Here is a 26,839-nt window from a genome sequence, read left to right on the forward strand (position 1 = left end):
AGAGCGTGCTGACCGTGTTGGCTTACTTAGTAAGCTAGACATCGTCTTCGTTGTTGTGAAGCGTTGTCCGTGTCAGCGAGGGCGTATATTAAGGATCTACAGATTTAGTGCAACCCTTTTTCGAGAAAAATTAACATTTATCGCGATTAATTTAAAAGAAACGATAGATAGGTCAATTAACCAACAAAAAATCGACTTTTTGATCATTTACCAACCAATAAAGCAGAACCGAATCGTTTTCTTCTTACATCCAATTAGACAGCTGAGGTAAACTCACCTCTTTTATCCAACAATCCATGGCATATCAATAGTGACTCAACTCCTTATCACCCCCTCTTCCAATTCAAACCCAATAGACAAAACAACAATCGCAGTCGCACCAATGGAAGGCGTCATGGATCACACCATGCGCAATCTACTATCTGAAGTAGGCGGCATGGACTATCTTGTCTCAGAGTTTATTCGTGTCACCCAATACGCCATACCCGCTCACACCTTTAAGCGCCTTGTACCAGAAAACGCCCATCAAGCGAAAACCAAACACAATCACCCAGTACATACTCAACTGCTAGGTAGCAATGCCGAACTGATGGGAGAAAGCGCCTTTAATGCAGTGCAATCTGGAGCCACACACATAGACGTGAATTTTGGTTGCCCTGCAAAACGTGTTAATGGCCACGGTGGCGGCTCAGTATTATTGCAAACACCGGATGCGCTATATGACATCATGAGCAACATTCGAAAACAATTGCCAGAAAATATCCCTTTGTCCGCAAAAATACGCCTAGGCTATGAAAATGAAGAATTACTGCTGGACAATGTCGCCGCTATTGAAAGTGCAGGTGTTGGCACATTGACAATACATGGTCGAACGAAGAAAGACGGCTACAAGCCACCTGCACGATGGGAAAAAATTGGCTTGATTCAAGATCGCACTAAAATGACGGTCGTTGCTAATGGAGACATAACCAATGCAGACTCTTTATTGCGCTGCAAGGCCATTACCGGATGCCAACACTTTATGATTGGCAGAGGCTCTCTAAATAATCCCTTTGTTTTCAAACAAATAAGAGCGCAACTTAATGACGTAGAGCAAACCACCACTAATGATGCCCTACTTAATTTATTCAATAGTTACTGCAAACAACTTAAAGAACACTACGATGAAGTAGCAAGTTTAGGAAGACTAAAACAATGGTGTGGCCATCTTCGATTCGAATATCCAACAATCAAAGAGCACTTACAGACACTAAGAAGAAGCAGTAGCACAAATGAACTGATAGAAAGACTGAATGAGTTTTTTTAAAAACAAGGATGTTTTGGAAATCAGAAATAGAATAAGAATAAGAAAAAGTAAATTATTTAGAGAAGAAAATTTTATATATGAAAAACTTATAAGGAAATAAAAAAGGAATTGAAGAATGGTGCACCCGAGAGGATTCGAACCTCTGACCGCTCGGTTCGTAGCCGAGTACTCTATCCAGCTGAGCTACGGGTGCTCAATCGTTTTTCAAAGAACTTAAAGAAGAAATCTTTAAACACTTTTTAGTAATGGTGCACCCGAGAGGATTCGAACCTCTGACCGCTCGGTTCGTAGCCGAGTACTCTATCCAGCTGAGCTACGGGTGCTCAAAACTTTTTAACTAAAGAAATTTAAAAGGATAGCTTTAAATTACTTTCTTTATAATGGTGCACCCGAGAGGATTCGAACCTCTGACCGCTCGGTTCGTAGCCGAGTACTCTATCCAGCTGAGCTACGGGTGCTCACTATAAATTATCTTATCTTTTAAAAAAGGATAGCTTTTCAAAAGACAACTTGAAATGGCGGAGAGTTAGGGATTCGAACCCTAGATGAGTGTTAACCCATACACCCTTAGCAGGGGCGCGCCTTCAGCCACTCGGCCAACTCTCCAAACAAGTGCGGCGTATTATAAACACCTTAATTGTTTTGTAAACCCTTTTTTCGAAATTTATTCTTCTAAATCTTGTTCGCTTTGTTCTTTCTTAATGCGAAGGTAAATTTCTTCACGATGTACAGAGACATCTTTAGGGGCATTGATACCAATACGAACTTGATTACCCTTAACACCTAGAACAGTGACAGATACTTCATCACCAACCATCAACGCTTCACCAACACGGCGAGTAAGAATAAGCATAATATTTTCTCCCTGTTATTCCCTTATAATTTTCTAGATTTGGCCTACGAACCTTGTAGGCCAAATCCTACAAAAAGAATTGTAACTTTTAGATCTATATTAAGCCATCCCAACTTTGCGGTTATATTGAGACCAATTTGTCACCAAGATGTGACAAAATGTTACACTTCGCTAATACCTGCCGCACTATCACTCAATTTAAACGCAGAATGCAATGCTCGTACCGCTAACTCCATGTATTTCTCATCGATGATAACAGAGACTTTAATTTCAGAGGTTGAGATAAGCTGAATATTAATAGACTCCTTTGCTAACGCTCGAAACATAGTACTGGCTACACCGGCATGGGATCGCATACCAACACCAACAATAGAGACTTTAGCTATTTTTGAATTCGTAATGATTGTGCGAGCGCCCAACTCACCCTCAATACCTTCTAATATCAGCAATGCTTTATCATAATCATTGCGATGCGCCGTAAAGGTGAAATCTGTTGTGCCATCCGCAGAGACATTCTGCACAATCATATCCACTTCAATGTTTGCATCACTGATCGGACCCAAAATACGGGCAGCGATCCCAGGAATGTCTGGCACCCCTTTTAATGTTAGCTTGGCTTCATCACGATTAAATGCGATACCAGAAACGGCTGGTTGCTCCATATTTTTATTTTCTTCTGTCGTAATCAATGTACCTTCACCCTCAATAAAACTAGACAACACCCTAAGTGGCACTTGGTATTTACCTGCAAACTCGACCGCGCGAATCTGCAAAACCTTAGACCCCAGACTCGCCATTTCGAGCATTTCTTCAAAAGTGATCTTATCCAATCGTCGAGCGCTGTCCACCACTCTAGGATCTGTTGTGTAAACGCCATCTACATCGGTATAAATTTGACACTCATCGGCTTTTAGCGCAGCAGCAAGTGCAACACCTGTCGTATCAGAACCACCTCGCCCCAATGTCGTGATATTGCCAAATTGATCCGCACCTTGAAAACCAGCCACAACGATAACGCGTCCAGCGTCTAAATCAGACCTCATAGCTTCTGTATCAATCTCTTGAATACGCGCCTTACCATGAGCGTTATCAGTAGTGATGCGAACCTGTGACCCAGTATAGGAGCGAGCATCTAGCCCTCGCTTCATCAAAGCCATAGACAGCAGCGCTATGGTCACTTGTTCACCAGTCGAGAGCAATACATCCATCTCTCTTGCACTAGGCGTCGATTGAATGCTTTTTGCAAGCTCGATCAGACGATTCGTTTCACCACTCATCGCAGAGACAACAACCACAATATCATCGCCTTGCTGCTTATGCTTATGCACCCTATCTGCAACCGCCTCAATACGCTCTATTGTGCCTACTGAAGTGCCTCCGTATTTTTGAACTAACAACGCCATAGTCTTTTATTTACCCACATAAATAGCCCAAACAGGGCAGATATTTCTTACACTCTTTCAGAAACCCAGTCAGGGACTAAAGCAAGAGCACCGGCTAAGGCGTCAGGATTGTTACCACCCGCTTGAGCCATATCAGGACGGCCACCACCTTTACCATCTACCAAAGGCGCAACCATCTTAATCAAGTCACCCGCTTTCACTTTCTTCGTTAACTCTTTAGTGACACCTGCAATCAAACTTACTTTGCCATCATTTATTGAAGCAAGTAGTACCACTGCCGATTCCAGCTTACTTTTCAGCTCATCCAGTAAATCACGCAACTCTTTAGGGTCATTAACGTCTACCTGAGCGACCAATAGCTTACCGCCATTAATATCGACAGCCTGAGAAGCCAAATCTGCACCAGCTAAAGCCGCCATTTTACCCTTTAATACATCAAGCTCTTTTTGCAATGCTCGGGCGTGATCATTTAATGCAGCTACCTTGTCTAGTGCATTTTCTTTGCTACCTTTAACAAGAGTCGCAACATTCAAAAGTATTGATTCAAAATGACGAGTTGAGTCAATAGCTGCCTTACCTGTTACCGCTTCAATACGACGAACGCCGGCAGCGATACCATTCTCAACAAGAATTTTGAACAAGCCAATATCGCCGGTACGCTTAACATGCGTTCCGCCACACAACTCAATAGAATAGTCAGAACCCATGGTCAGAACACGCACTTCTGCATCGTACTTCTCACCAAACAAAGCCATTGCACCTTTCGCTTTTGCCGACTCAACATCCATGATATCTGTTTCAACCGGACGATTTAAACGAATCTGCTCATTTACTATGTCTTCGATTTGTTCAATTTCAACCGCGGTGACGCCCTCAAAATGAGAGAAGTCAAAACGCAAACGCTCCGAGTCTACCAAGGAGCCTTTTTGAGTAACATGATCACCCAACACTCGTCGCAATGCTTCGTGCATTAAGTGTGTTGCCGAATGGTTCAACGTCGTCGCGTTACGTAAGGAACGATCCACTTCTGCGGTGATTTTATCACCCACAGATAAACGACCTTCTTTTACTTCACCATGGTGAAGGTGCGCTTTAGCCAATTTAGTTGTATTAGAGACCTTAAATGCGGCTGGACCACGTAACCAACCTTGATCGCCAACCTGACCACCCGATTCGGCATAGAAAGGCGTTGTTTTTAATACGATCACGGCAGACTGACCCGCTTCAACCGTATTAACAGATTCTCCATCGACCAAAATAACGTCGACTTCACACTGACCTGCAAGCTGGTCGTAGCCCGTAAATTCGGTCACCGCATCTAGCTGCACACTGCCAGACATGTCCATTGTAAAGTTGCTCGCCGAGCGAGCTCGTGCACGCTGGGCTTCCATCGCGGCATCAAAGCCAGCATCATCAATTTCTAAGCCATTTTCACGCGCAACATCATTAGTCAAATCTGCTGGAAAGCCGAAGGTATCGTACAATTTGAAAACAGTTTCACCTGGAATCACTTTCGCATCACCAAGGTTAGCAATCGCGTCTTCCAAGATTTTCATACCTTGGTCTAGCGTTTTTGCAAACTGTTCTTCTTCTTTCAACAAAATAGAAGCAACACGCTCTTTAAGTTTGCGCAGCTCTGGATAGGCATCGCCCATCTCTTTATCAAGCGCGTCTACCAAGGTGTGGAAAAACACGCCACTTTGGCCAAGTTTATTACCGTGACGAATAGCACGACGAATAATACGACGCAGCACATAACCACGACCTTCATTAGAAGGAATAACACCATCAACGATCATAAAAGAACATGAGCGGATATGGTCAGCAATAACTTGCAAAGATTTAGAAGAAAGATCATCTGTGCCAACCGCTTTTGCAGAGGCGGCGATCAAATTTTGGAACAAATCAATTTCGTAGTTACTGTGAACGCCTTGTAAAATCGCCGCAATGCGCTCTAGCCCCATACCAGTATCAACTGATGGTTTCGGCAATGGCGCCATAGTGCCATCTGCGGAACGATTAAATTGCATGAATACAACGTTCCAGATCTCAATAAAACGATCGCCATCTTCTTCAGGAGAACCTGGAGGCCCACCCCAAATATGCTCACCATGATCATAAAAGACTTCAGAACAAGGGCCGCAAGGGCCGGTATCACCCATCGCCCAGAAATTATCAGATTGGTAACGACCACCTTTATTGTCACCAATACGAATGATCTTCTCTTCCGGCAAACCAATGACTTTATTCCAGTAATCGAAGGCCTCATCGTCGTCTGCATAGACAGTAACAAGCAGTTTCTCTTTTGGCAGTTTAAGAATCTCTGTTAGGAATTCCCAAGCATAGCTAATCGCTTCTTTTTTAAAGTAATCGCCGAAACTAAAGTTACCCAGCATCTCGAAAAAGGTATGGTGTCGCGCGGTATAACCTACGTTTTCAAGGTCGTTATGCTTGCCACCGGCACGTACACAACGCTGAGAAGTCGTCGCTCGTGTGTAGGGGCGAACATCATCACCAAGGAAAACGTCTTTAAATTGGACCATACCAGCGTTGGTAAATAACAAGGTCGGATCATTTCCAGGGATCAACGAGCTCGATTCTACAATCTGGTGCTGCTTACTTTCAAAATACGATAAAAATGATTGGCGTAACTCAGAACTCTTCATAATTGGATGAGTCTCTATCTCTTAATTTGTCTGGCGAATTGAAATGCGTGAATGGTCTATAAGAAAAGTTCATTCAGTGCAATGAAAAGCACAAAATAGTACACGCAAAGGATAGGTGTTTTCAAAAGAAACCGAGGAGATTTTAAGCTTATTTTGCACAAAACTTAAGCAAAAGCGTCTTTCATTGATAAAAAGACACTTTTGCTCAGTAGGACTACTTAGATATGTCGCTATTTATATAACGATATTTAGGACGAGAAGTCATTCGGGTTACCAATTCATAACCGATAGTTCCGGCATAATCAGCCACCTGCTCAACGGGCACTTCACCACCCCAAAGCACTACTTCTTGACCCATTTCAGGACGCAAGTTGAAGTCTGTCATTCTTACAGTAATCATATCCATAGAAACACGACCCGCTAAACATGCAGACTGACCAGCAATCTGCAACGGCGTTTCTTCTTTCGCATGTCGTGGATAACCATCACCATAACCAGCGGCTACAGTTGCCAGCACATGATCTTCTGATGCTTCATAACCATAACCATAACCAACTGTATCGCCTTTTTTAAGAGAGCGAACTGACATGACTTTGGAAGACAGTGTCATGGCAGGCTTCAACCCAAGCTGGCGTCCATCCACTTCTGCGAAAGGCGAAATACCGTAAAGCATGATTCCAGGACGAATCCAACCACCTTCAGGTACACTCCATTTCATAACAGCAGCAGAATTCGCCACACTTGCTTCGATACCACCAATTAATTGGCGTGTTTTTTCGAAATAAGCTAGCTGATCCATTGTTGCGGAATCGGATAAATCATCAGCACAAGCAAAGTGCGTCATCAACAATACTTCACCCACTTGACCTGAAGCTCTTAATTGAGCAACAAAATCATTAGCGCCGTCCATGTCGACACCTAAACGGTGCATGCCTGTGTCAAGTTTTACAAAAATCTTTTCGATTTTTACATCACTGCTTAGCAACTCAGACAACTGCTGTTTATTTTCTAATGCTGCCCAGAAGCCATGTTGCTCACACAAAGCCCATTCATCGGCCTCAAACACACCTTCAAGTAACATAATGGGCGATTTAACACCGGCTTCTCGAAGCGCCAACGCTTCTTCAATCGCCGCAACCGCAAAGGCATCCACTTCTTCATCTAAAAATAAAGAAACCTTAACAGCCCCGTGGCCATAAGCATTACTTTTAACAACCGCAAATGCCTTTGATGTAGGCTGAAGTTTTTTTGCATAACGATAATTGTTCAGAATCGCATCTAAATCAATCGTCGCCGTAAGTGGCCTAGCCATCTTATGATCCTTAATTATTTGTAACGTTTTGCAGATAAATCTTGAGAGTCAATTTCAGTCTTATCGCCTGCCATAATATCGGCAATCACTGCAGCTGAACCGCAACTCATGGTCCAACCTAATGTGCCGTGACCGGTATTTAGGTAAAGCCCCTGCACACCACTCGCACCAACAACCGGCGTACCATCTGGCGTATTTGGTCGTAAACCTGTCCAGTACTCAGCGTCAGACAATTCACAACCTTGTCCAAACAACTCGCGCACTACATGAGTAATCGTTTCAGTTCGTGTTTTTGGCAAATCTAAATTAAAACCATTCAATTCTGCTGTTCCAGCGGCACGAATACGTCCGCCTAAACGAGTAACAGCGACTTTATAAGTCTCATCCATTACTGTCGATGTTGGAGCAAAACGATTATCCGAGATAGGTACTGTCAAGGAATAGCCTTTCACAGGGTAAACTGGAATAGAGATATCAATTACTTTTAATAATTCTTTTGAATAGCTGCCCAGACAAACTAAAACCTGATCAAACTCTAAATCACCTTGATCTGTTTTAACGGCACGAATTTTTCCACCTTCCACAACTAATTTATCAATCGAAGTATTGAATTTAAAAACAACACCCAATTCATCACAGTGCTTTTTCAGCTCCTGACAAAACATAAAACAATCGCCAGTTTCATCACCGATAAGGCGAAGTCCGCCTTTAAACTGATCAATTACGGGTGCCAATCCTGGCTCCACTTCTAAAATTTGTGCTGGAGTTAGTACCTGATGAGCAACATTAAGCGCCTCTAATACTTTAATGTCTTTTGCTGACGCTTCTACTTGTGCATCCTTACGGAACAATTGAGTAGTACCACCTTGACCATCATCGTACTTAATACCAATGTCTTTACGCATCGCTACGAATTGATCGCGACTGTATTCTGCCAAGGCCATCATACGAGACTTATTCACGTCATAGGCTTTTTCTGTACAGTTAGACAGCATTTGCCCCATCCAAATAAGTTTCTTCATTTCTGGTTCAGGACTAATTCGAAAAGGAGAATGTTTTTGCATTAACCACTTAATGGCTTTTAATGGCACACCTGGCGCAGCCCATGGCGCAGAATAGCCAGGAGAGATTTGTCCTGCATTTGCAAAACTTGTTTCCAATGCAACTCCAGGTTGACGATCTATCACTGTTACCTGATAACCTTTTTTGGCCAAAAAATAGGCCGAAGTCAGCCCAACTACACCAGCACCCAATACACAAGCTTGCATACAAATACACCTAAAATAATCAAAGTCGATATGGGCATTCTTTCATAAGATATGTAGTTTGTTCATCTTATTTATTAACGATATAAGGTTTATATAACTACTTAATTGTTATTATCTAGAGATTTATAAAGAAAAAGAAGGTCGTTAGTCATCTAATAAATGCTAAAATAAGAAAACATCAAACCAAGAGAAAAAAATCAATGTATAAAACACCTTCGACAATGGACCACGCATTGATTCTACTAGGCGGGCGCGAACACTCAATTAAAGAAATGCAAACCAAGCTAAAGCAACGCGGACATACAGAAGAAGACATCACGACAACCATCCAATCTCTGCTCGAAATTAACTATCTTAATGATCCACGCTTTGCAGAAATATTTGTGCGCAGTCGAATAAATAAGCCGCTAGGCGCACTAAGAATAAAACAAGAATTAAAACAAAAAGGCATTATGGATGAGCAGGCAAATCAAGCGATCCAAGACAGTGGGGCTGACTGGTTTGAACTGGCAAAAGAACTAAAAGAGAGAAAGTTTGGCGAGAGTAAATACAAAGACTTTAAAGAAAAGGGCAAACAAATACGCTATCTACAATATCGAGGCTTCAATTTTGATCAAATCAAATACGCACTTGAACCTGATAACGAACAGTAAAACGAGCACTTAACCTCTCCCTCACGCTTCCCTATAAACAAAAAAACAGGCTTTATCAAAGCCTGCTTGTTTCGAAAACACGTCCAGATTAATAATAGAACTGATTAATCTTCTACAGCGTCTTCTGCATCTACTTCTTTTTTCTCGCCAGGTAATTCTTTTTTAGGCAGCAAGTCCTCACGAACCTTACCTTCAATTTCCTTAGCTATGTCTGGATTATCCGCTAAAAACTGAGCAGCATTCGCTTTACCTTGGCCTATTTTATTGCCTGCGTAGGCATACCAAGCACCGGCTTTATCAACAAAACCTTGCTTCACACCCAAATCAATAATCTCACCCATACGGTAAATACCCGCACCGTAGTGAATTTGGAATTCTGCTTGTTTGAACGGAGGGGCGATCTTATTTTTAACCACTTTAACTCGCGTTTCGTTACCAATCACTTCTTCACCCTGCTTAACCGATCCGATACGACGAATATCCAAGCGAACAGAAGAATAGAATTTCAGTGCGTTACCACCAGTCGTTGTTTCTGGTGAACCAAACATCACACCAATTTTCATACGAATTTGGTTAATAAAGATCACTAGGCAATTGGCATTTTTGATTGAGCCCGTTAGTTTACGCATCGCTTGTGACAATAAGCGTGCTTGAACACCAACAGAAGAGCTACCCATTTCGCCTTCAATTTCTGACTTAGGAACCAAGGCGGCTACAGAGTCGATAATGATTACGTCAACACTGTTTGAACGAACCAACATATCTACGATTTCAAGCGCTTGCTCACCCGTATCTGGCTGAGAGATCAAAAGATCAGCGATGTTCACGCCTAACTTTTCCGCATAAGAAGGATCAAGAGCATGCTCGGCATCGATAAACGCACAAGTTTTGCCTTGTTTCTGAGCTTCTGCAATGACACTTAGCGTTAATGTTGTTTTACCTGAGGACTCTGGACCGTAGATTTCACAAATACGACCATAAGGAAGTCCACCAGCACCTAGCGCAATATCCAGACCTAACGATCCAGTAGAAACCGTATCAATATCGAGCTTAGCACCTTCGCCCATCTTCATGATGGCGCCTTTACCAAATTGACGCTCGATTTGAGACAGCGCTGCGTCTAGCGCCTTTTTCTTATTGTCTGCAATAGATGACATAGTGGAATCCTTGTGGCTAATTTTCGTTGTGAGTAACTCTAGCGTTTTTTTTTCAGAATCTCAAGAAATACTGTATATAAAAACAGTATTATTTTTTACGCTGCAAAATCCTTTCTGCCACTCCATCTAAGGCTGCAATCACAGTGGCCTCTCGAATACTTTGGCGGTCACCAGAAAATTGAAAACGCACCGCTTCAGCTTCCTGATCTTTTATTTTCCAACCAATATACACACAGCCAACAGGCTTTTCTTCAGAGCCTCCCGACGGCCCAGCCACACCACTGACGGCAACAGCGACATCTCCCCCTAATAACAACGCGCCCGTACACATTTCCTTTACCGTCATGGCCGATACCGCGCCTTCGCTTTCTAAGGTGCTGCGCTGTACAGACAACGCGTTTTCTTTCGCTGCATTAGCGTAGCTGATCACGCCTCCAAAAAACCAAGCCGAGCTGCCTGCCAGCTCCGTACATACAGCACCAATCAATCCACCAGTACAGGATTCTGCTGTTACCAGCTGCCAATCACAGCGTTGTAACGCATCACTAGCGTGCCGTGCCGCCTGCGTCATTTCTTGTATTCGACTCATGTTATTTCACACCTTAAATCCTGATTCAATTTCCCGTAGAATAGCGCTCTTATTTTTAGATCACAATCGAGCAAACCGCATGAGTAAAACGTCACCAGACAATCACACGCCCATGATGCGCCAATACTTTAGTTTAAAGTCTCAGCACCCTAAGCAATTACTATTTTATCGGATGGGTGATTTTTATGAGCTATTCTATGACGATGCAAAGCGCGCATCGCAATTGCTCGATATCACCTTAACAGCACGCGGATCCTCTGCTGGTCAACCCATTCCAATGGCGGGCATTCCATTCCATGCAGCAGAGAACTACATCGCTCGTTTGGTTCGACTTGGTGAGTCTGTGGTGGTCGTGGAACAAATTGGCGACCCTGCCACGAGCAAAGGTCCTGTTGAGCGCCAAGTGGCACGTATTGTGACCCCCGGCACTATCAGTGACGAAGCCTATTTAGAAGAAAAACGCGAAAACCTTTTACTATCCATCGCCCATCAAAACAGAAAAGGCCTAGATGTTTTTGGCTTCTCTTATCTCGACATGGCCAGTGGACGCTTTTGCGTCTTTGAAGTGGATGGATATGATGCCCTCGCTAGCGAGCTACAACGCCTAACACCGAGAGAAATCCTCATTTCTGAAGACTTTCCCGCGCGCAAAATCATCAATCTAGAAAAAGGTGTATCCGAGCTTGGTCCTTGGCATTTTGACTATGAATCCAGCTACCGCCAACTGATCCAACAATTCAATACCAAAGACCTATCGGGATTTGGCTGTGAGGCACTAACGGCAGCAGTGGCGTCAGCTGGTGCACTATTGCAATACGCGAAGGACACACAGCGCTCTGCGTTACCACACATTCAATCGATCACGGTCGAGCACAAAGACGATTCCGTACTGATTGACGGCGCCACTCGACGCAATTTGGAAATCGACGTTAATCTTGGTGGCGGCACAAGCAACACACTGATCAGTGTATTGGATGAATGCGCCACTCCTATGGGCAGTCGTTTGCTAAAACGCTGGTTACACACGCCAATAAGAGACCTTGATGAGATTCAAGCTCGCCAGCAGGCTGTTGGCGAATTGAAAAACCAACATTTATACAGCACATTAGAAAGTCCTCTTAAAAAAATTGGTGACCTTGAACGTATTCTGTCGCGCGTAGCCCTTCGATCCGCCCGTCCGCGTGATTTACTCAGGTTGAGGTTGGCTTTAGAAGCCGTGCCAGAAATTAATCAGCTTCTTGCCCCTGCGCAAGCTGAGCGACTAGCGCAGTTAAACGCTCGTATTATTGCTCAACCCGACATGACCAACACACTCATCCGCGCTCTGGTGGAAAACCCACCTTCAGTGGTACGTGATGGTGGCGTTTTTGCTAAAGGTTATGACGAAGAATTAGACGAACTACTGTCTCTTTCTACCAACGCCACCGACTATTTAGCTGAAATGGAACGCAGCGAAAAAGAACGCACCGGAATCAGCTCTCTCAAAGTGGGCTTCAATCGGGTTCATGGCTACTACATTGAAATTAGTCGTTTACATTCAGACCAAGCGCCTGTGGAATACATTCGTCGCCAAACACTAAAAAATGCAGAACGCTTCATTACGCCTGAACTAAAAACCTTCGAAGACAAAGCATTAAGTGCCAAATCCAAATCCCTTGCGCGTGAAAAAGAACTATACGAAGACCTGCTCGACCAGCTAAATGGATCACTTACTGAATTACAAACGACAAGCCAAGCATTGGCTCAATTAGATGTCCTAAACACCTTTAGTGAACGCGCAGACACCTTGAACCTAGCTTGCCCAGAACTGCACAACCGTGGAGGCATTCAGATCCAAGGTGGTCGTCATCCTGTGGTTGAAGCGGTTATTTCAGATCCTTTTGTTCCAAATGATTTGGACATGCATGAAAAGCGCTCTCTGTTGATGATCACAGGTCCTAACATGGGCGGTAAATCGACCTATATGCGACAAATTGCCTTGATTGCTCTTTTAGCACACACAGGATCTTTTGTTCCCGCTGAAAGCGCTTCGATCTCTGTGGTTGATCGTATTTTCACCCGTATGGGCTCTTCAGATGACTTGGCAGGTGGCCGCTCTACCTTTATGGTAGAAATGACAGAAACTGCCAACATCCTCAACAATGCCAGCAAACAGAGCTTGGTATTAATGGATGAAGTAGGTCGCGGCACCAGTACCTTCGACGGTTTATCGCTAGCATGGGCGGCCGTTGACTATCTTGCTAATCACTTAAAGTGCTACGTACTATTTGCCACACATTACTTCGAATTAACGACACTAGCAGAACAACTCGACAATGCCGCTAACGTTCACTTAACAGCAACCGAGTATGAAGATGAAATCGTTTTTCTTCATAAGGTTCATCCAGGGCCAGCAAGTCAATCGTATGGCTTACAAGTTGCGCAGCTCGCAGGTGTTCCAAGAAACGTCATCAGCCATGCAAAACAAAAGCTCATTCAACTAGAAGTCACCACGGGCGTAGATACCGAGACGACTCCTGAGATAACGCCACAGGTAAAAGTAAAAGAAACTAAGGCCGCTTATTCACCACTGCAACCGGATCTATTTGCCCAAGCTGATCAAAACGCATTGAAAGAAGCGCTAAGTGAATTAGACCTAGATAACATGACACCGCAACAAGCCATTAACGAATTGTATCGGTTGAAATCTGAATTTTGAGAAAAGTTTGAATAAGCTAAGATCAGATAAATGTAGAGGATAAGCGATTGCTGCTTGATGCAACACCGCCTATGCCTCTAAAATAGCGCATAATTATACTTAATAGCTTGTAAGGAGAAGTCGAATGGCTTTCATCGTTACCGATAACTGCATTCGCTGTAAATACACTGACTGCGTTGAAGTCTGCCCTGTAGACTGTTTTTACGAAGGCCCTAATTTTTTGGTCATCAATCCCGATGAGTGTATTGATTGCGCTCTCTGCGAACCTGAATGTCCAGCAAATGCCATTTTTTCTGAAGATGAGCTTCCTGAAGATCAAGAAGTTTTTGTTGAGTTGAATCAGGATCTTGCTTTGATTTGGCCAAACATTGCAGAAAAGAAAGAAGCAATGCCTGATGCAGCAACCTGGGATGGCGTTGAAGACAAACTTGAATACTTAGAACGTTAATAATTCATTTTATTATTAACCATATAAAAGCGGCATTTATGTCGCTTTTTTTATTTCAAAAACACAGAGAAATACGGTAAAAACTCAAGCACAAAAAAAGGGCGGCCTAAGCCACCCATTATCGCTTTACATCCTGTTAAACGACTCATCCATTGAGTTAACATCCATACTCACTTCATCCTGAAGCGACCAACTATTCCATGTTAATTTAACACATTCCATTGGGCTATTATCAAATCCGTTTAACCCATTAATAGTTAAGAACATCCTAGCTCTTGCCATTTATTCACTTAGCGTCCTACTAAGTGTACTTCCTGTGTCATTCTTCCTTGAATTCCCTTTGGATGCATTCAATTTACCATTAAATAAGGAAATAACAAGTAAGAGGAAAAACAGAGAGGCATGTGTTTTATCTTTAAATATCATAAAGATAGCGTTGTATTTGTGTTTTTTAGGGCCTTTTACTACATAACAAAAGGAAAATCCCTACAGTATTGTCAGATTTGGCTTACAAAAAAATTAAATATAAGTAACAAAATCATCAGCCCATTTAATCGCACCAAGATAGGTTTGAGAAAGATCATTCTGATCCTCATTATCTATGGCCTTTTGCTCAGATCCATAATGCTCAACAAGATCTAAGGTTTTTCCTACACGACCAGAGCGATGGACAATAGCATTGATAAATTCATTAGGGAGTGGTAATTCACTTAATACCTCATCCAATTGAGCACCAACACACACCCCCATCATAGACAACATACCCGCCAAAAAATATTTATCCGCGTTGTCATAACCGCGATGCTTTGCCAGCAACTCAGCATGCTTAGCGCGGATCATAATGCTTTGCAAAAGCACATGACGATCGCCAGTCATTTCTGACATTAATAAAAGATTAATCAGCGCTTTAAGCTTTTCTGTGCCGATCAAAGTAATGGCAAGACGAACAGTATCAATAGAAGCAACCAACCCTGTTATAGGGGAATTTAGAAAACGCAGTAATTTATGAACCAAGCCGGCATCTTGACTCACAAGTCGCTCTAGCTCATCCACACTTTGGTTTGAGGTTTGTAGTAAAGCCGCCATAAGCTGAAGCAAGGTCATGCTATTTACTTTTGATGATTTGCTTGAGATTATTTCAGGCTTTTCAAAAAAATACCCTTGGAAGCATTCCACCCCTAATAGACGACAAAACTGATATTCTTCCCATGTTTCCACTTTCTCAGCGACAATCTTTATATCAAAACCTCGCAAGGCTTCTACTTGCTGATAAAAACCATCTTGGCCTAACGCCAACATATCTAATTTTATGTAATCCGCTAACTCAATAAATGGGACTGACTTGATATCAAATACAAAGTCGTCCAAGGCAAGGGTATAACCCGCTTTTTTCCAGCGACGTAACGCCGCCAACAGGATAGGGTCAAAACCTGAGTCTTCTAATACCTCAATCACAACCGTTTTTGGATCAAGCGGCACACCACTAGGGTTGAGCAAATAAGCTCTAGAGAAATTAATGAAGGCTTTCTTAGTTCCGACTAAATTCGACAGTCCCAATTCAAACAAACTAGCAGCAATCACTTGTGCCGTTGCACCTACAGCATCAGGGAACTCTGCATCTAATGCATCGTTCGATTTACGGTAAAGTAACTCGTATCCCATTGGCGCAAGGGTCGTATCAACAATGGGTTGCCTAGCCAACACCACCGTACTGTGAATCTGATCTAAAGGGCTGTCCATGTCTTTTACTTCTCTCCTTTCAATAAATAACTTTCTTAATCTGTGCCCAGTTCACTGAAAATTGCCATTGGGCATAGACGATAAACTTGTTAACATGAGCGTCTATATAATGCAAAAAATTCTGTGGGGACAACAATGCCAGCATATCGCTCAAAAACAACTACTTCAGGTCGTAATATGGCCGGCGCGCGTGCTTTATGGCGCGCAACTGGTATGAAAGACGATGACTTTCATAAACCAATTATTGCCGTCGCAAACTCTTTTACTCAGTTTGTGCCAGGTCACGTACATCTTAAAGACCTTGGTCAGCTCGTTTGTCGAGAAATCGAAGAAGCTGGCGGCGTAGCCAAAGAATTCAACACCATCGCCGTCGATGATGGCATTGCAATGGGCCACGACGGTATGCTTTACAGTTTACCTTCTCGCGACTTAATTGCCGACTCAGTTGAATACATGGTTAATGCTCACTGTGCCGATGCGTTAGTTTGTATCTCCAACTGTGACAAAATCACCCCTGGAATGCTAATGGCTGCAATGCGCCTAAACATCCCAGTAATTTTTGTCTCCGGTGGTCCAATGGAAGCCGGTAAAACCAAATTATCAGAAAACAAACTGGATTTGGTTGATGCCATGGTAATTGCAGCAGACCCTACCGCTTCAGACGAAAAAGTCGAAGAATACGAGCGTTCTGCCTGCCCAACCTGTGGTTCTTGTTCTGGCATGTTTACCGCCAACTCAATGAACTGTTTAACCGAAGCCCTTGGCTTAAGCTTACCAGGTAACGGCACAACACTTGCTACTCACTCTGACCGTCACCGCCTATTCCTAGAAGCAGGCCGTCGCATTGTTGATATCACCAAACGCTTCTACGACAACGATGAGCCACAATGGGCGCCTCGTGCTATTGCGACTTTTGAAGCCTTTGAAAACGCCATGACACTCGACATTGCCATGGGCGGATCTACCAATACGATTCTTCACTTATTGGCGCTTGCCCGTGAAGCGGAAGTCGATTTTACCATGGAAGACATCGACCGCTTGTCGCGTCGTGTTCCTCAGCTATGTAAAGTGGCACCAAACTCTCCTAAATACCACGTAGAAGACGTGCATCGTGCCGGCGGCATTTTTGCCTTGTTAGGCGAGCTTGATCGCGCAGGGCTGTTGCATAACCAATGTCACACGGTTCATTCTGACACTCTACTTGAAGCATTAAAAACGTGGGATATCATGCGCTCTCCAACGCCTGAAGTCATCGAGTTTTACAAAGCAGGTCCTGCAGGCATACCAACACAAACAGCTTTTAGCCAGTCTACTCGTTGGCCATCACTTGATGGCGATCGCGCTGAAGGCTGTATCCGCTCTATTGAACACGCTTTTTCACTGGAAGGCGGTTTGGCCGTGCTTTACGGTAACATCGCGCTAGATGGTTGCGTAGTGAAAAGTGCCGGTGTTGATGAGTCATGCCTTGTATTTGAAGGTCCTGCCCACATCACCGAATCTCAAGATGAAGCGGTTAAAAACATCCTTGATGACAAAGTAAAATCAGGCGAAGTGGTTATCGTACGCTATGAAGGACCAAAAGGCGGCCCAGGTATGCAAGAAATGCTCTACCCAACGTCTTACATTAAATCAAAAGGCTTAGGCAAAGCTTGTGCGCTATTAACCGATGGTCGCTTCTCTGGCGGTACGTCTGGTTTGTCTATCGGACATGTTTCACCAGAAGCCGCTGCCGGTGGCGCTATTGGTTTGGTAGAGAGCGGCGACATTATTCGTATCGACATTCCAAACCGCACGATCAACGTTCTTCTTAGCGATGAAGAACTGCAAACACGTCGTGATACAATGAATGCTAAAGGTGCTGATGCTTGGAAGCCTGTTGAAGAGCGTCCTCGTAAAGTCTCCACATCATTAAAAGTGTATGCTCATTTTGCGACCAGTGCCGATAAAGGCGCAGTGCGTGATCTTGATCTGCTTAAATAATCAATAAAAGAACCCAAAAGGCCGCATAGCGTCATTTAGGCGCCGCGGCCTTTTTTCATTGGATACAGGAAACGACATGCTTAGCTATCGCCATATTTATCACGCTGGCAATCACGCGGATATTTTAAAACACATTACCGTCAGTGAGATCTGCAAACATCTAATTAAAAAGGATGCGCCTTTTTTCTATCTAGATACGCACGCAGGCATTGGTCAATATCCTCTGGATTCAGCCCAAGCACAAAAGAACAAAGAATTCCAAAGCGGCATTGCTCGCTTACTCGAAGAAGACGACTTGCCTGAAGCAATCGAATCACTACTCGACATCGTTCGAGAGATGAACCCAGATAACAAGTTGGCCTTTTATCCTGGCAGCCCAAAAATTGTCGACTATTACGTTCGCCAGAAAGACAAACTTCACCTTTGTGAATTGCACCCAAACGACTACCCTATTCTAGCCGCCTTATTTCCGAATAAGCGCAAAGCCAACGTGGTCAAAGACAATGGCTTTGACACGGTAAAATCCATGCTACCACCACCTCAAAAGCGCGGTTTTGTCCTTATGGACCCGCCCTATGAAGTGAAAAAAGATTATCAATATGTTGTGCAGGCATTACAGGATGGGTACAAGCGCTTCCCTCAAGGCACTTATGCCATCTGGTATCCTGTACTAGGCCGACAACAGGCTAATGAGTTACTAAGAGCCGTACAAGCAACAAAAATTCGCAATATCTTGTTACTAGAAATGAACATCAGAGACACTGAAAAAGAACGCGGCATGGCCGGCAGCGGTATGATTATTGTCAACCCTCCGTGGACCTTGGAAAAAGAAGCCAATGAGTTCCTTCCCGTTTTGACTGAGCTGTTAGCGGAAGATGACCAATCCAGCTATCAAGTAAACTGGATTACCCCAGAATAAATTGTTTAAAAGGAACGACGCAATGAAAACCGCGAAAAACCCTTTTGAGTTGGCTTTCGAACACATGCCAACTCCAGCGTTCATTATAGAAACCGAAACAGGGAAGCTGCATTCTGTTAACAGAGGTTTTGCTCTGTTTTTTGAAAGCTTTAATGCAAAGCCTAGCGACTCTTGGATGACGCTCAGCGAAGAAGCCAACAGCCTCAAAGATTGGCAGATATTATGTGAAAAAATTCAAAACGGCCAAATAGACCGCTGTGAAAATCTGCTTCGTATTGGTAAAAAGCTGGTCAATACACAACTAGAATTTCACCCAATGGGAGAATACATTCTAGCCTGCGTTTACAACACAGATCACATGGATTTGGTCGACGCAGAAAATACATTACTTAAATTTGCGTTAACCGAATCTTCGGCAGGCTTGTGGATTTGGGAAACCGACTCTGACCTAATTTCTTGTTCAAAGTCGATCGCAGTCTTACTTGGCCTGCCACAAGATAAAACACCACGTTCGACGCAGGAATGGCACTCACTCGTTCACCCTGATGATGTAAAAAATCTGGATCGGGTTGTTACTGAGCATGTTAAACATCGTCAAAGTTACTACGAAGCAGAGTATCGCATTCGCAAATCTGATAATGAGTACATGTGGGTCAAAGAGCGTGGTAGAACTTATACCAAAAACATCGATGGCAGTATCAAGAAAGTCATTGGTTTCTTCGAAGACATTAGCTCACAGAAAGCGCTTGAAGAACATTTACGCAATCAAGCCACTTTTGACGAACTCACCGGTTTATTAAACCGTGGGGCGGCATTAACTCATTTTAAAAAACAACTCGGACTTGCCAAACGCCAATACACGCCATTAACAATGGCAAAAATAAATCTTGATGCGACGGGGCGATTGCCCGAATTACCAATGGAAATTCGTAACTTAGCTATCCAAACATCTGCTCGCCACGTTTATAAAAACATGAGAGAGGCCGATGTACTTGCTAGAGTCGAGCCAGACAAGCTACTACTTCTTTTACCTAATACCAGCGTTAAAGATGCCCAAGTTTTATTGCAAAATATGATTGACCCAACCGAAGATGAAATGAAGGCGCTGATCGATGGAAAGTCTGACCCGCTCGATTTTTGCGTTGGTATTGCCGCCTTCCCTGAAGATGGTGAAACCATTGAAGAATTAGCACAAAGTGCCAATGAAGCGCTAGAAGTCGGCAGACAAAAAAGTCTACGCATCGTTATAAACTGATCTCGTTTAGATAAAAAAAGGCGTTTGATTCCTCAATGAAGCTCCCAATATTAAAGGAGATTCAAACGAGAGAATCAAACGCCTTTTTATGCACTGCTAATAGCAGCGCTACAACGCATTAGAATAACGCACCAAAACTTAAACTTGGCCGCTTTCTCCTTCTTCGATACTACGCTCAATAATAGGTGAGATAGTCATCCCTTGAACCACAATAGAAAAAATCACCACAACATACGTCATCATGACCATTAGCGTATGGTAATCAACGCCATTTACGATCAATTTCCCATGTGGAATGGAGGCTGCCATGGCCAAAGCCAAGCCACCGCGTAATCCACCCCATGTCAGAATTTTAATTGAATGCGCGTCGTATTTACGGAAGCGACGAAAGCCAAGGTAAGGTATAGAAACACTGATAAAACGTGCCAGTAAAACTAATGGAACCATCATCAGCCCTAGCGCTGCTTCTGTCCAAGTTACTGGAAGAACGACTAGTAACAGGCCAATTAGAATAAATAACAAAGAATTTAGAAACGCATCAACGGTATGCCAAAAGTGCGAAAGCGTCTCCTGACTATGCTCAGAGAAGCCGACAGTACGTGTCACGTTCCCTATAAAGATACCACTTACTACCATAGCCAAAGGCCCAGAAATATCCAACAAGTTAGCTAACGCATAACCTGCGCTCGGGATACACAAGGTGATCAATAATTCGATACTACTGTCATTACTACGGCAAATTAACCAATGCGCAACGAGAGCAAGTACCACACCAAAAATAATACCACCCACAGCATCGACTAGAAATAATTCGGCAACACCGCCAAAACTAGGCTCTTGACCGGTAAAAATCAAAGCGAAGATTGTTGAGAAAACAACCAAACCAACACCATCGTTAAATAACGACTCGCCTTCTACTTGTACTGATATTTTATCTGGCGCATTCATTTTTTTGATGATAGCAAGAACGGCGATAGGGTCAGTCGGGCTAATTAAAGCACCAAAAAGCATGCAATAAATAAGAGGTAGATCCCAGCCACACAACGCCAATGCCCAGTAGCTGAAGTAACCAATAATGATGGTGGAAATTAGCGTCGAGCCTAATGCCATAATGGCTATTTCCCAACGTTGATTTCGTAACAACTTAAGGTCGATCTCTAATGCGCCAGCGAAAAGAAGAAAACCTAACATCCCCTTTAAGAGCAACATATTAAAGTTAAGCCCATCTACCGCCTGTGCGATAGAGGCCGTAATACCACCACCAGAGACCGAGGCTAATATCATCAGCAAAAGAGAAATAACGACCGACCCCGTTGTAATCGCAATAGTCGTTTGCAGCTTCAGGATGTATTGGTTAGTGAAGGCGATAAAAATCGCTACCACTGATAATAAACAGAGGAAATACCAAGAGTTCATTTTTTCTCCAAATTAATAAGACATTATTTTAAAACTGAAACGGTTAAGGATGGCACCCTGAACGAATACCATCCTAGAATCTGAAATACGTAGGCTTAGGTTTAAGGCAAACGCTAAGCTCAAGTTTTTAGTTTTATGCTTTCCCAGCTCGCTGAAAAAGCACAAAGTAAAATGAGGCGATTAAACTAAAAACAACAAAAGAAAAAGGCAGTAAAAACGTAAACAACAGAAAATGCTTTTAACCATTTTTATGAGACATCGATCTGCATAATTTTCTAAATATTATTGCACTAATACACATTTTGTATGTCCAATAAAAAAACGTTTTTAAGGCGGGTAATTATCGCAAGAAGAGAAATAAATTTCTTCTATTATTTTGCACTGGTTCTTTGATATACCGAAAAACGATAATCATAAGGGTTAGGACCTTCTGCTGCAAATGCTTCTTCAGCGAGCAGCGTAAAAGATGGCCATTCCACTTCTGGAAAATACGCATCGCCATTAATCTGCGCATCAACATGAGTCACATATAAACGATCAGCTTTCTCCAATGCTAATTGATATATTTGGGCACCGCCTATTACCATTACCTCTTCTTGCCCATTAACCAAACAAATATCTTCACCCAATGAAATCGCTGCGTCTAGCGAAGTCACCACATCAATACCATCAGCTTGATAATCTCGGTCTCTAGTAATCACTATATTTCGACGCCCCGGTAATGGCTTACCAATAGACTCAAACGTCTTACGCCCCATAACAATAGGCTTGCCCATCGTTGCTTGTTTGAAGTATTTAAGATCATTAGGAAGATGCCAAGGTAATGAGTTATTGATCCCGATGACTCGGTTGGCTGACATGGCAACAATTAAAGACAACATAGAATAAACCTTAGAGTAAGCCCCCTAGAGATTCCGTAAATACGGCACCTTAGGTAGGGGTTCTGATATAATCGATGAAAACTATTATACTCATGGCAGCCCATAATGCATTTTTAAAAAGACTTAAGTCGCTGCCAGACAATAAATACAGGGCTCTCTTCATGAAACAATATTTAGACCTTTGCCAGCGTATCGTTGATGAAGGCGTATGGGTAGAAAACGAACGTACAGGTAAGCGCTGCTTAACAGTAATTAACGCGGACCTAACTTATGATGTAAACAAGGGTGAATTCCCACTTGTTACAACTCGGAAAAGTTATTGGAAGTCGGCCATTGCGGAAATCCTTGGCTATTTAAGAGGCTATGATAATGCCGCTGATTTTCGAGCACTTGGCACCAAAACATGGGATGCCAATGCCAATGACAACGCCGTCTGGCTAAATAACCCATACCGTAAAGGCAAAGACGATATGGGGTTATGCTATGGCGCCATTGGCCGTGCATTCCCTAAACCAGACGGTGGTCACATTGATCTACTCAAACAAATCATTGATGACTTAACTAAGGGAGTGGATAACCGCGGAGAGATCCTTACTTTTTATCATCCTGGGGCATTCCATATGGCCTGCCTTCGTCCCTGCTTGTACAGCCATCACTTTTCTTTACTTGGCGATACACTTTATTTAAATAGCACACAACGCAGCTGTGATGTGCCATTAGGATTAAATTTCAACATGGTTCAAGTCTATGTGCTACTCGCAATTGTGGCGCAAATTACTGGACACAAAGCAGGCCAAGCCTTCCATAAAATAGTCAATGCTCACATTTATGAAGACCAACTTGAACTGATGCGTGACGTGCAATTAAAACGCCAGCCATATGCTTTACCAACACTAAAGATTAACCCAAACATCAAATCTTTAAAGGACATTGAAACCTGGGTAACAATGGATGACTTCTCTATTGAGGGATACGAATTCCACGAACCGATTGCTTACCCATTCTCTGTCTAGCTAAACGGCTTCACATCACTGACACAAGGCACTTTTTAGCGACACTAAACACAAAAAAGCCAGTTCTCAATAACTGGCTTTTTTGATGCGATTCTTATCTAGTCGCCCTTTATTAACGAGGGGGACTTATGTTTTTAGGGTCTTATGTCTTCGGGTACTTTTTCATTTTAAAGCCAAATACAATCAGCATAATACCAATAATCACCATAGGCAGAGAAAGCACTTGCCCTTCTGTTACCCAACCAAAAGCTAAATAACCAATTTGCGGATCCGGCTCACGCACAAATTCAGACATAATTCGAAACACGCCATAGCATAGTAAAAACAATCCTGACACACAGTATCTAGGCTTACTCTTTTTCGAAAAGAACCATAGGATACAAAACAATGCGACGCCTTCTAAGGCGAATTGATAAAGCTGCGATGGATGACGAGCGAGTTGCAGAGGGTCTTTTGGAAAAACCATTGCCCATGGCACATCGGTCGGCTTCCCCCATAACTCACCGTTAATGAAATTACCTATACGCCCAGCACCTAAACCAATTGGAACAAATGGTGCGGCGAAATCAGTCACATCAATTAAATGTTTATTGTAGCGTCGCGCAAATACTGCAAGCGCGACAATAACCCCGATCAAGCCACCATGAAACGACATACCACCGTCCCAGATTTTGAACATGACCAGTGGGTGCTCAATAAAAACAGGAAACTGGTAAAAAAGAATATAACCAATACGGCCACCTAATATGACCCCCAGCGCACCATAGAAAATCATGTCGCTGACCATTTCTTGAGTCCATAAACTATTAGACTTTTTAGCTCGATAGGCACCTAAAAAATACGCACCGGCAAAACCAATTAAATACATAATACCGTACCAATGTACGGAAAGCGGCCCTATTGAAATCGCGATAGGATCAATCGCTGGATAAGCTATCATAACGGTAAGAACAACCTCTGAGGCGGATTTTAATTCACTGTTGTCGTTTTGGAAGGACGAACTAAACGTTCAATATTTGCTTCACGCATTAACCTAGTCATTGTTTGTGTTACAGCATCGGCATGCGCTAAATGGATCACTTGATCTAACATATTTTGAGCCTGTTCCATCGAGATATTTCGAATCACAGCCTTCACTTTGGGTAAGCTGGTAGAGCTCATAGACAAAACATCGTAACCCATCGCCATAAGAATAATAGCCCCCATTGGATCGCCTGCCATTTCACCACAGACACTGAGGTTTATCCCCTCGTTTTTCACTTGTTTTACAATAGAATGCAAAGCACGTAAAACGGAAGGATGGAAACAATTGTATAAATCAGCAACACGAGGATTATTACGATCCACAGCCAGCAGATATTGCGTTAAGTCATTACTACCAACAGACATAAAGTCCACCAGCGCAGCCAGTTCTTTCACTTGATAAACCGCGGCTGGAATTTCTATCATCACACCAACTTGAGGCATTTTTACATCATAACCTTCTTCTTTTACCTCAGCATAGGCGCGGCGAATTAACGCTAAGGCATCTTCTACTTCTGCGACATTTGAAATCATTGGTAACATAATTTTTAGATTATGAAGACCGGCACTGGCTTTGATCATCGCTCGAATCTGCGCCATAAAAATTTCTAAGTGATCAAGCGTAACTCGGATACCACGCCAGCCAAGAAATGGATTGGCCTCAGCAATAGGAAAATATGGTAACGCTTTATCACCACCAATATCTAGAGTTCGCACTGTCACAGGAGCTGGTGCAAAACCTTCAAGTTGCTGGCGATATATATACTCTTGCTCTGCTTCTGTTGGAAAACGGTCCCGCACCATAAAAGGCACTTCTGTACGGTAAAGACCAATACCTTCTGCACCTCGATCCAATGAACGAGCGATATCCGCGGTTAAACCCGTATTTACAAACAAGGATAAACGATAACCATCTGTTGTTTCACAGGGAAGATCTCTAAGTGTTTCGTACTCTTCTTCTAACTGACGCTCTTCATCAACAATCTGTTTATAATTTTGCGTTAAGCTTTCAGAAGGGTAAGTAAATACTTGTCCTAAGTAACCATCAACAATTAAATCGACTTTGTCTAATTGCGCATAAGGTAAATCTAGCGCCCCCATTACCGTAGGAATTCCCATAGCACGAGCCAAAATGGCAACATGGGAATTACTCGAACCCATTACAGAGACTAGGCCCTTGATTTTATCAATAGGAATTTCACCTAGCATAGAAGCCGTTAACTCTTCACCAATGACAATACCGGGTTCGCTAAAGCGTTCAGCTAAATTAGGGGCTTTTTCTTGAAGATGAGAAAGAATTCGGCGACCTAAATCACGAATATCAGTGGCCCGTTCTCGTAAGTAAGGGTCGTCCATTTTATTAAAATGAGCGATATGGGCTTGAATAACTTTTCTAATTGCACCTTGCGCCCAATTACCTTTCTTAATCTTCTTCTCGACCTCAACAACCAGCGAGTTATCATTCAGAATTTTCAGATAGACATCAAATAAAGCCTTTTCATCGGTCGATAAATGCTGACTAAGTCGGTCACTTGCTCGCCGAATATCGTCTCGGACGGCTTCAAGCGCTTGATGAAAATCTATAATTTCAGAAGCGCTATCAGTAATGACACGATCTGGAATAACATCTAAATCCGCCAGCGGATAGACCACGACGCCACGACCAAGTGCAACACCTGAACTGCCAGACACCCCTTTGTAACGAAAATCTGAGCCGACTTGAACAGAGTTCACACTAAGACTCGTCATTGCACCCGTTGCTTCCGCATGAGCAATAACACCCGCTAGCTGCGCAGAAAGTGTAATGAGAAAAGCTTCTTCACCTTCATCAAAACGACGCTTATCTTCATGCTGAACAACCAATACACCCAACACTTGCCGATGATGGATAATAGGAACACCCAAAAATGAACGATACCGTTCTTCTCCCGTGCCATTAAGATAATGGAACGAGGGATGAATATGGGCATCTTCCAAATTTACAGGCTCAGCACGTCGACCGACTAAACTAACAAGCCCTTCATCAGACTTTAAACTAGCACTTCCGGCAACACCTGCGTTTAAGCCACGCGTCGCCATCAAAACGTATTCACTTGTATTAGGGTCTACTAAGTAAATAGAACAGACTTCTGCTCGCATAGCTCTTCGCACACGACGAACAATAATGTCCAACGCGACAGGCAAAGACTGCGCTGCAGTCACTTCTTGAGTAATACGTCTGAGCAAACTTAGCATTGTTCTCCTTACACCCTAAGTAAT

At 43.1% G+C, this 26,839-nt stretch carries 21 protein-coding genes and 4 tRNA genes; 9 read left to right on the plus strand and 16 right to left on the minus strand.

Annotated elements, in window-relative coordinates; all coding sequences use genetic code 11:
* Positions 1-271 (plus strand): hypothetical protein (locus tag E0D70_RS17595; protein WP_207923280.1); only part of this gene is annotated, 271 nt, incomplete at its 5' end.
* 39 nt (positions 272-310) lie between these two features.
* Positions 311-1,306 (plus strand): tRNA dihydrouridine synthase, encoded by a 996-nt coding sequence (locus E0D70_RS15250; protein ID WP_240537163.1) that lies wholly within the window; start codon positions 311-313, stop codon positions 1,304-1,306.
* 116 nt (positions 1,307-1,422) lie between these two features.
* Here E0D70_RS15250 and E0D70_RS15255 read toward each other — a convergent pair.
* From E0D70_RS15255 to E0D70_RS15295, 9 genes are all read right to left on the minus strand, one after another.
* A tRNA-Arg gene (locus E0D70_RS15255) sits at positions 1,423-1,499 on the minus strand.
* 53 nt (positions 1,500-1,552) lie between these two features.
* A tRNA-Arg gene (locus E0D70_RS15260) sits at positions 1,553-1,629 on the minus strand.
* A 58-nt stretch (positions 1,630-1,687) separates the two neighbouring features.
* Positions 1,688-1,764, minus strand: a tRNA-Arg gene (locus E0D70_RS15265).
* 58 nt (positions 1,765-1,822) lie between these two features.
* Positions 1,823-1,912, minus strand: a tRNA-Ser gene (locus tag E0D70_RS15270).
* 58 nt (positions 1,913-1,970) lie between these two features.
* Positions 1,971-2,159 carry a carbon storage regulator CsrA gene (csrA, locus tag E0D70_RS15275; protein ID WP_133013142.1) on the minus strand — a complete coding sequence of 63 codons (189 nt, stop codon included), beginning with the start codon at positions 2,157-2,159 and terminating at the stop codon, positions 1,971-1,973.
* A 161-nt stretch (positions 2,160-2,320) separates the two neighbouring features.
* Entirely contained in the window at positions 2,321-3,562 is a 1,242-nt protein-coding gene (locus E0D70_RS15280; protein ID WP_133013143.1) for an aspartate kinase, read from the minus strand.
* Positions 3,563-3,609: 47 nt separating this feature from the next.
* Positions 3,610-6,228: an alanine--tRNA ligase gene (alaS, locus tag E0D70_RS15285; protein WP_133013144.1), complete on the minus strand. Its 2,619-nt coding sequence runs from the start codon at positions 6,226-6,228 to the stop codon at positions 3,610-3,612.
* Between the two features lie 214 nt (positions 6,229-6,442).
* Positions 6,443-7,540 (minus strand): alanine racemase, encoded by a 1,098-nt coding sequence (gene alr, locus E0D70_RS15290; protein ID WP_133013145.1) that lies wholly within the window; start codon positions 7,538-7,540, stop codon positions 6,443-6,445.
* 14 nt (positions 7,541-7,554) lie between these two features.
* On the minus strand, positions 7,555-8,808 hold the full coding sequence (locus tag E0D70_RS15295) for a D-amino acid dehydrogenase (protein ID WP_133013146.1): 1,254 nt from the start codon (positions 8,806-8,808) through the stop codon (positions 7,555-7,557).
* 200 nt (positions 8,809-9,008) lie between these two features.
* On the opposite strand from E0D70_RS15295, the gene E0D70_RS15300 reads away from it, so the two are divergent.
* Complete coding sequence (locus E0D70_RS15300) at positions 9,009-9,461, plus strand: regulatory protein RecX (protein ID WP_133013147.1); 453 nt, start codon at positions 9,009-9,011, stop codon at positions 9,459-9,461.
* 104 nt (positions 9,462-9,565) lie between these two features.
* On the opposite strand, the gene recA is transcribed toward E0D70_RS15300, so the two are convergent.
* Positions 9,566-10,618: a recombinase RecA gene (gene recA / locus E0D70_RS15305; protein ID WP_207923281.1), complete on the minus strand. Its 1,053-nt coding sequence runs from the start codon at positions 10,616-10,618 to the stop codon at positions 9,566-9,568.
* An 88-nt stretch (positions 10,619-10,706) separates the two neighbouring features.
* Positions 10,707-11,207: a CinA family protein gene (locus E0D70_RS15310; protein ID WP_133013148.1), complete on the minus strand. Its 501-nt coding sequence runs from the start codon at positions 11,205-11,207 to the stop codon at positions 10,707-10,709.
* A 79-nt stretch (positions 11,208-11,286) separates the two neighbouring features.
* On the opposite strand from E0D70_RS15310, the gene mutS reads away from it, so the two are divergent.
* Both mutS and fdxA read left to right on the plus strand, forming a co-directional pair.
* Positions 11,287-13,905, plus strand: a complete 2,619-nt coding sequence (gene mutS / locus E0D70_RS15315) for a DNA mismatch repair protein MutS (protein ID WP_133013149.1) — start codon at positions 11,287-11,289, stop codon at positions 13,903-13,905.
* A 124-nt stretch (positions 13,906-14,029) separates the two neighbouring features.
* The gene (gene fdxA, locus E0D70_RS15320) at positions 14,030-14,353 is read left to right on the plus strand and encodes a ferredoxin FdxA (RefSeq protein ID WP_133013150.1); all 324 of its coding nucleotides are present in this window, start codon (positions 14,030-14,032) and stop codon (positions 14,351-14,353) included.
* 519 nt (positions 14,354-14,872) lie between these two features.
* Here the strand turns inward: fdxA and E0D70_RS15325 are convergent.
* Entirely contained in the window at positions 14,873-16,093 is a 1,221-nt protein-coding gene (locus tag E0D70_RS15325) for an EAL and HDOD domain-containing protein (protein WP_133013151.1), read from the minus strand.
* A 135-nt stretch (positions 16,094-16,228) separates the two neighbouring features.
* Between E0D70_RS15325 and ilvD the strand changes: the two genes are divergently transcribed.
* The 3 genes from ilvD (at position 16,229) to E0D70_RS15340 (ending at position 20,247) form a co-directional block, all read left to right on the plus strand.
* Positions 16,229-18,073, plus strand: coding sequence for a dihydroxy-acid dehydratase (gene ilvD / locus E0D70_RS15330; protein ID WP_133013152.1), 1,845 nt, complete (start codon positions 16,229-16,231; stop codon positions 18,071-18,073).
* A gap of 76 nt (positions 18,074-18,149) precedes the next feature.
* Positions 18,150-18,992 (plus strand): 23S rRNA (adenine(2030)-N(6))-methyltransferase RlmJ, encoded by an 843-nt coding sequence (locus E0D70_RS15335; RefSeq protein WP_133013153.1) that lies wholly within the window; start codon positions 18,150-18,152, stop codon positions 18,990-18,992.
* Positions 18,993-19,014: 22 nt separating this feature from the next.
* Positions 19,015-20,247 carry a sensor domain-containing diguanylate cyclase gene (locus E0D70_RS15340; protein ID WP_133013154.1) on the plus strand — a complete coding sequence of 411 codons (1,233 nt, stop codon included), beginning with the start codon at positions 19,015-19,017 and terminating at the stop codon, positions 20,245-20,247.
* Between the two features lie 138 nt (positions 20,248-20,385).
* On the opposite strand, the gene E0D70_RS15345 is transcribed toward E0D70_RS15340, so the two are convergent.
* A complete protein-coding gene (locus E0D70_RS15345) occupies positions 20,386-21,663 on the minus strand; it encodes a cation:proton antiporter (RefSeq protein ID WP_133013155.1) in 1,278 nt (425 codons plus the stop codon).
* 371 nt (positions 21,664-22,034) lie between these two features.
* Positions 22,035-22,544, minus strand: a complete 510-nt coding sequence (folA, locus tag E0D70_RS15350; protein ID WP_133013156.1) for a type 3 dihydrofolate reductase — start codon at positions 22,542-22,544, stop codon at positions 22,035-22,037.
* 161 nt (positions 22,545-22,705) lie between these two features.
* Here folA and E0D70_RS15355 point away from each other — a divergent pair, with 161 nt between their 5' ends.
* A complete protein-coding gene (locus E0D70_RS15355; protein ID WP_133013157.1) occupies positions 22,706-23,557 on the plus strand; it encodes a thymidylate synthase in 852 nt (283 codons plus the stop codon).
* 142 nt (positions 23,558-23,699) lie between these two features.
* On the opposite strand, the gene lgt is transcribed toward E0D70_RS15355, so the two are convergent.
* Together lgt and ptsP are read right to left on the minus strand one after the other, a co-directional pair.
* Positions 23,700-24,497, minus strand: a complete 798-nt coding sequence (gene lgt, locus E0D70_RS15360) for a prolipoprotein diacylglyceryl transferase (protein ID WP_133013158.1) — start codon at positions 24,495-24,497, stop codon at positions 23,700-23,702.
* 29 nt (positions 24,498-24,526) lie between these two features.
* Positions 24,527-26,815 carry a phosphoenolpyruvate--protein phosphotransferase gene (gene ptsP, locus E0D70_RS15365; protein ID WP_133013159.1) on the minus strand — a complete coding sequence of 763 codons (2,289 nt, stop codon included), beginning with the start codon at positions 26,813-26,815 and terminating at the stop codon, positions 24,527-24,529.
* Positions 26,816-26,839 lie beyond the last annotated feature (24 nt).

This window comes from Marinomonas flavescens, assembly GCF_004352835.1.
In the GTDB taxonomy this organism is placed as follows: Bacteria; Pseudomonadota; Gammaproteobacteria; order Pseudomonadales; family Marinomonadaceae; genus Marinomonas; species Marinomonas flavescens.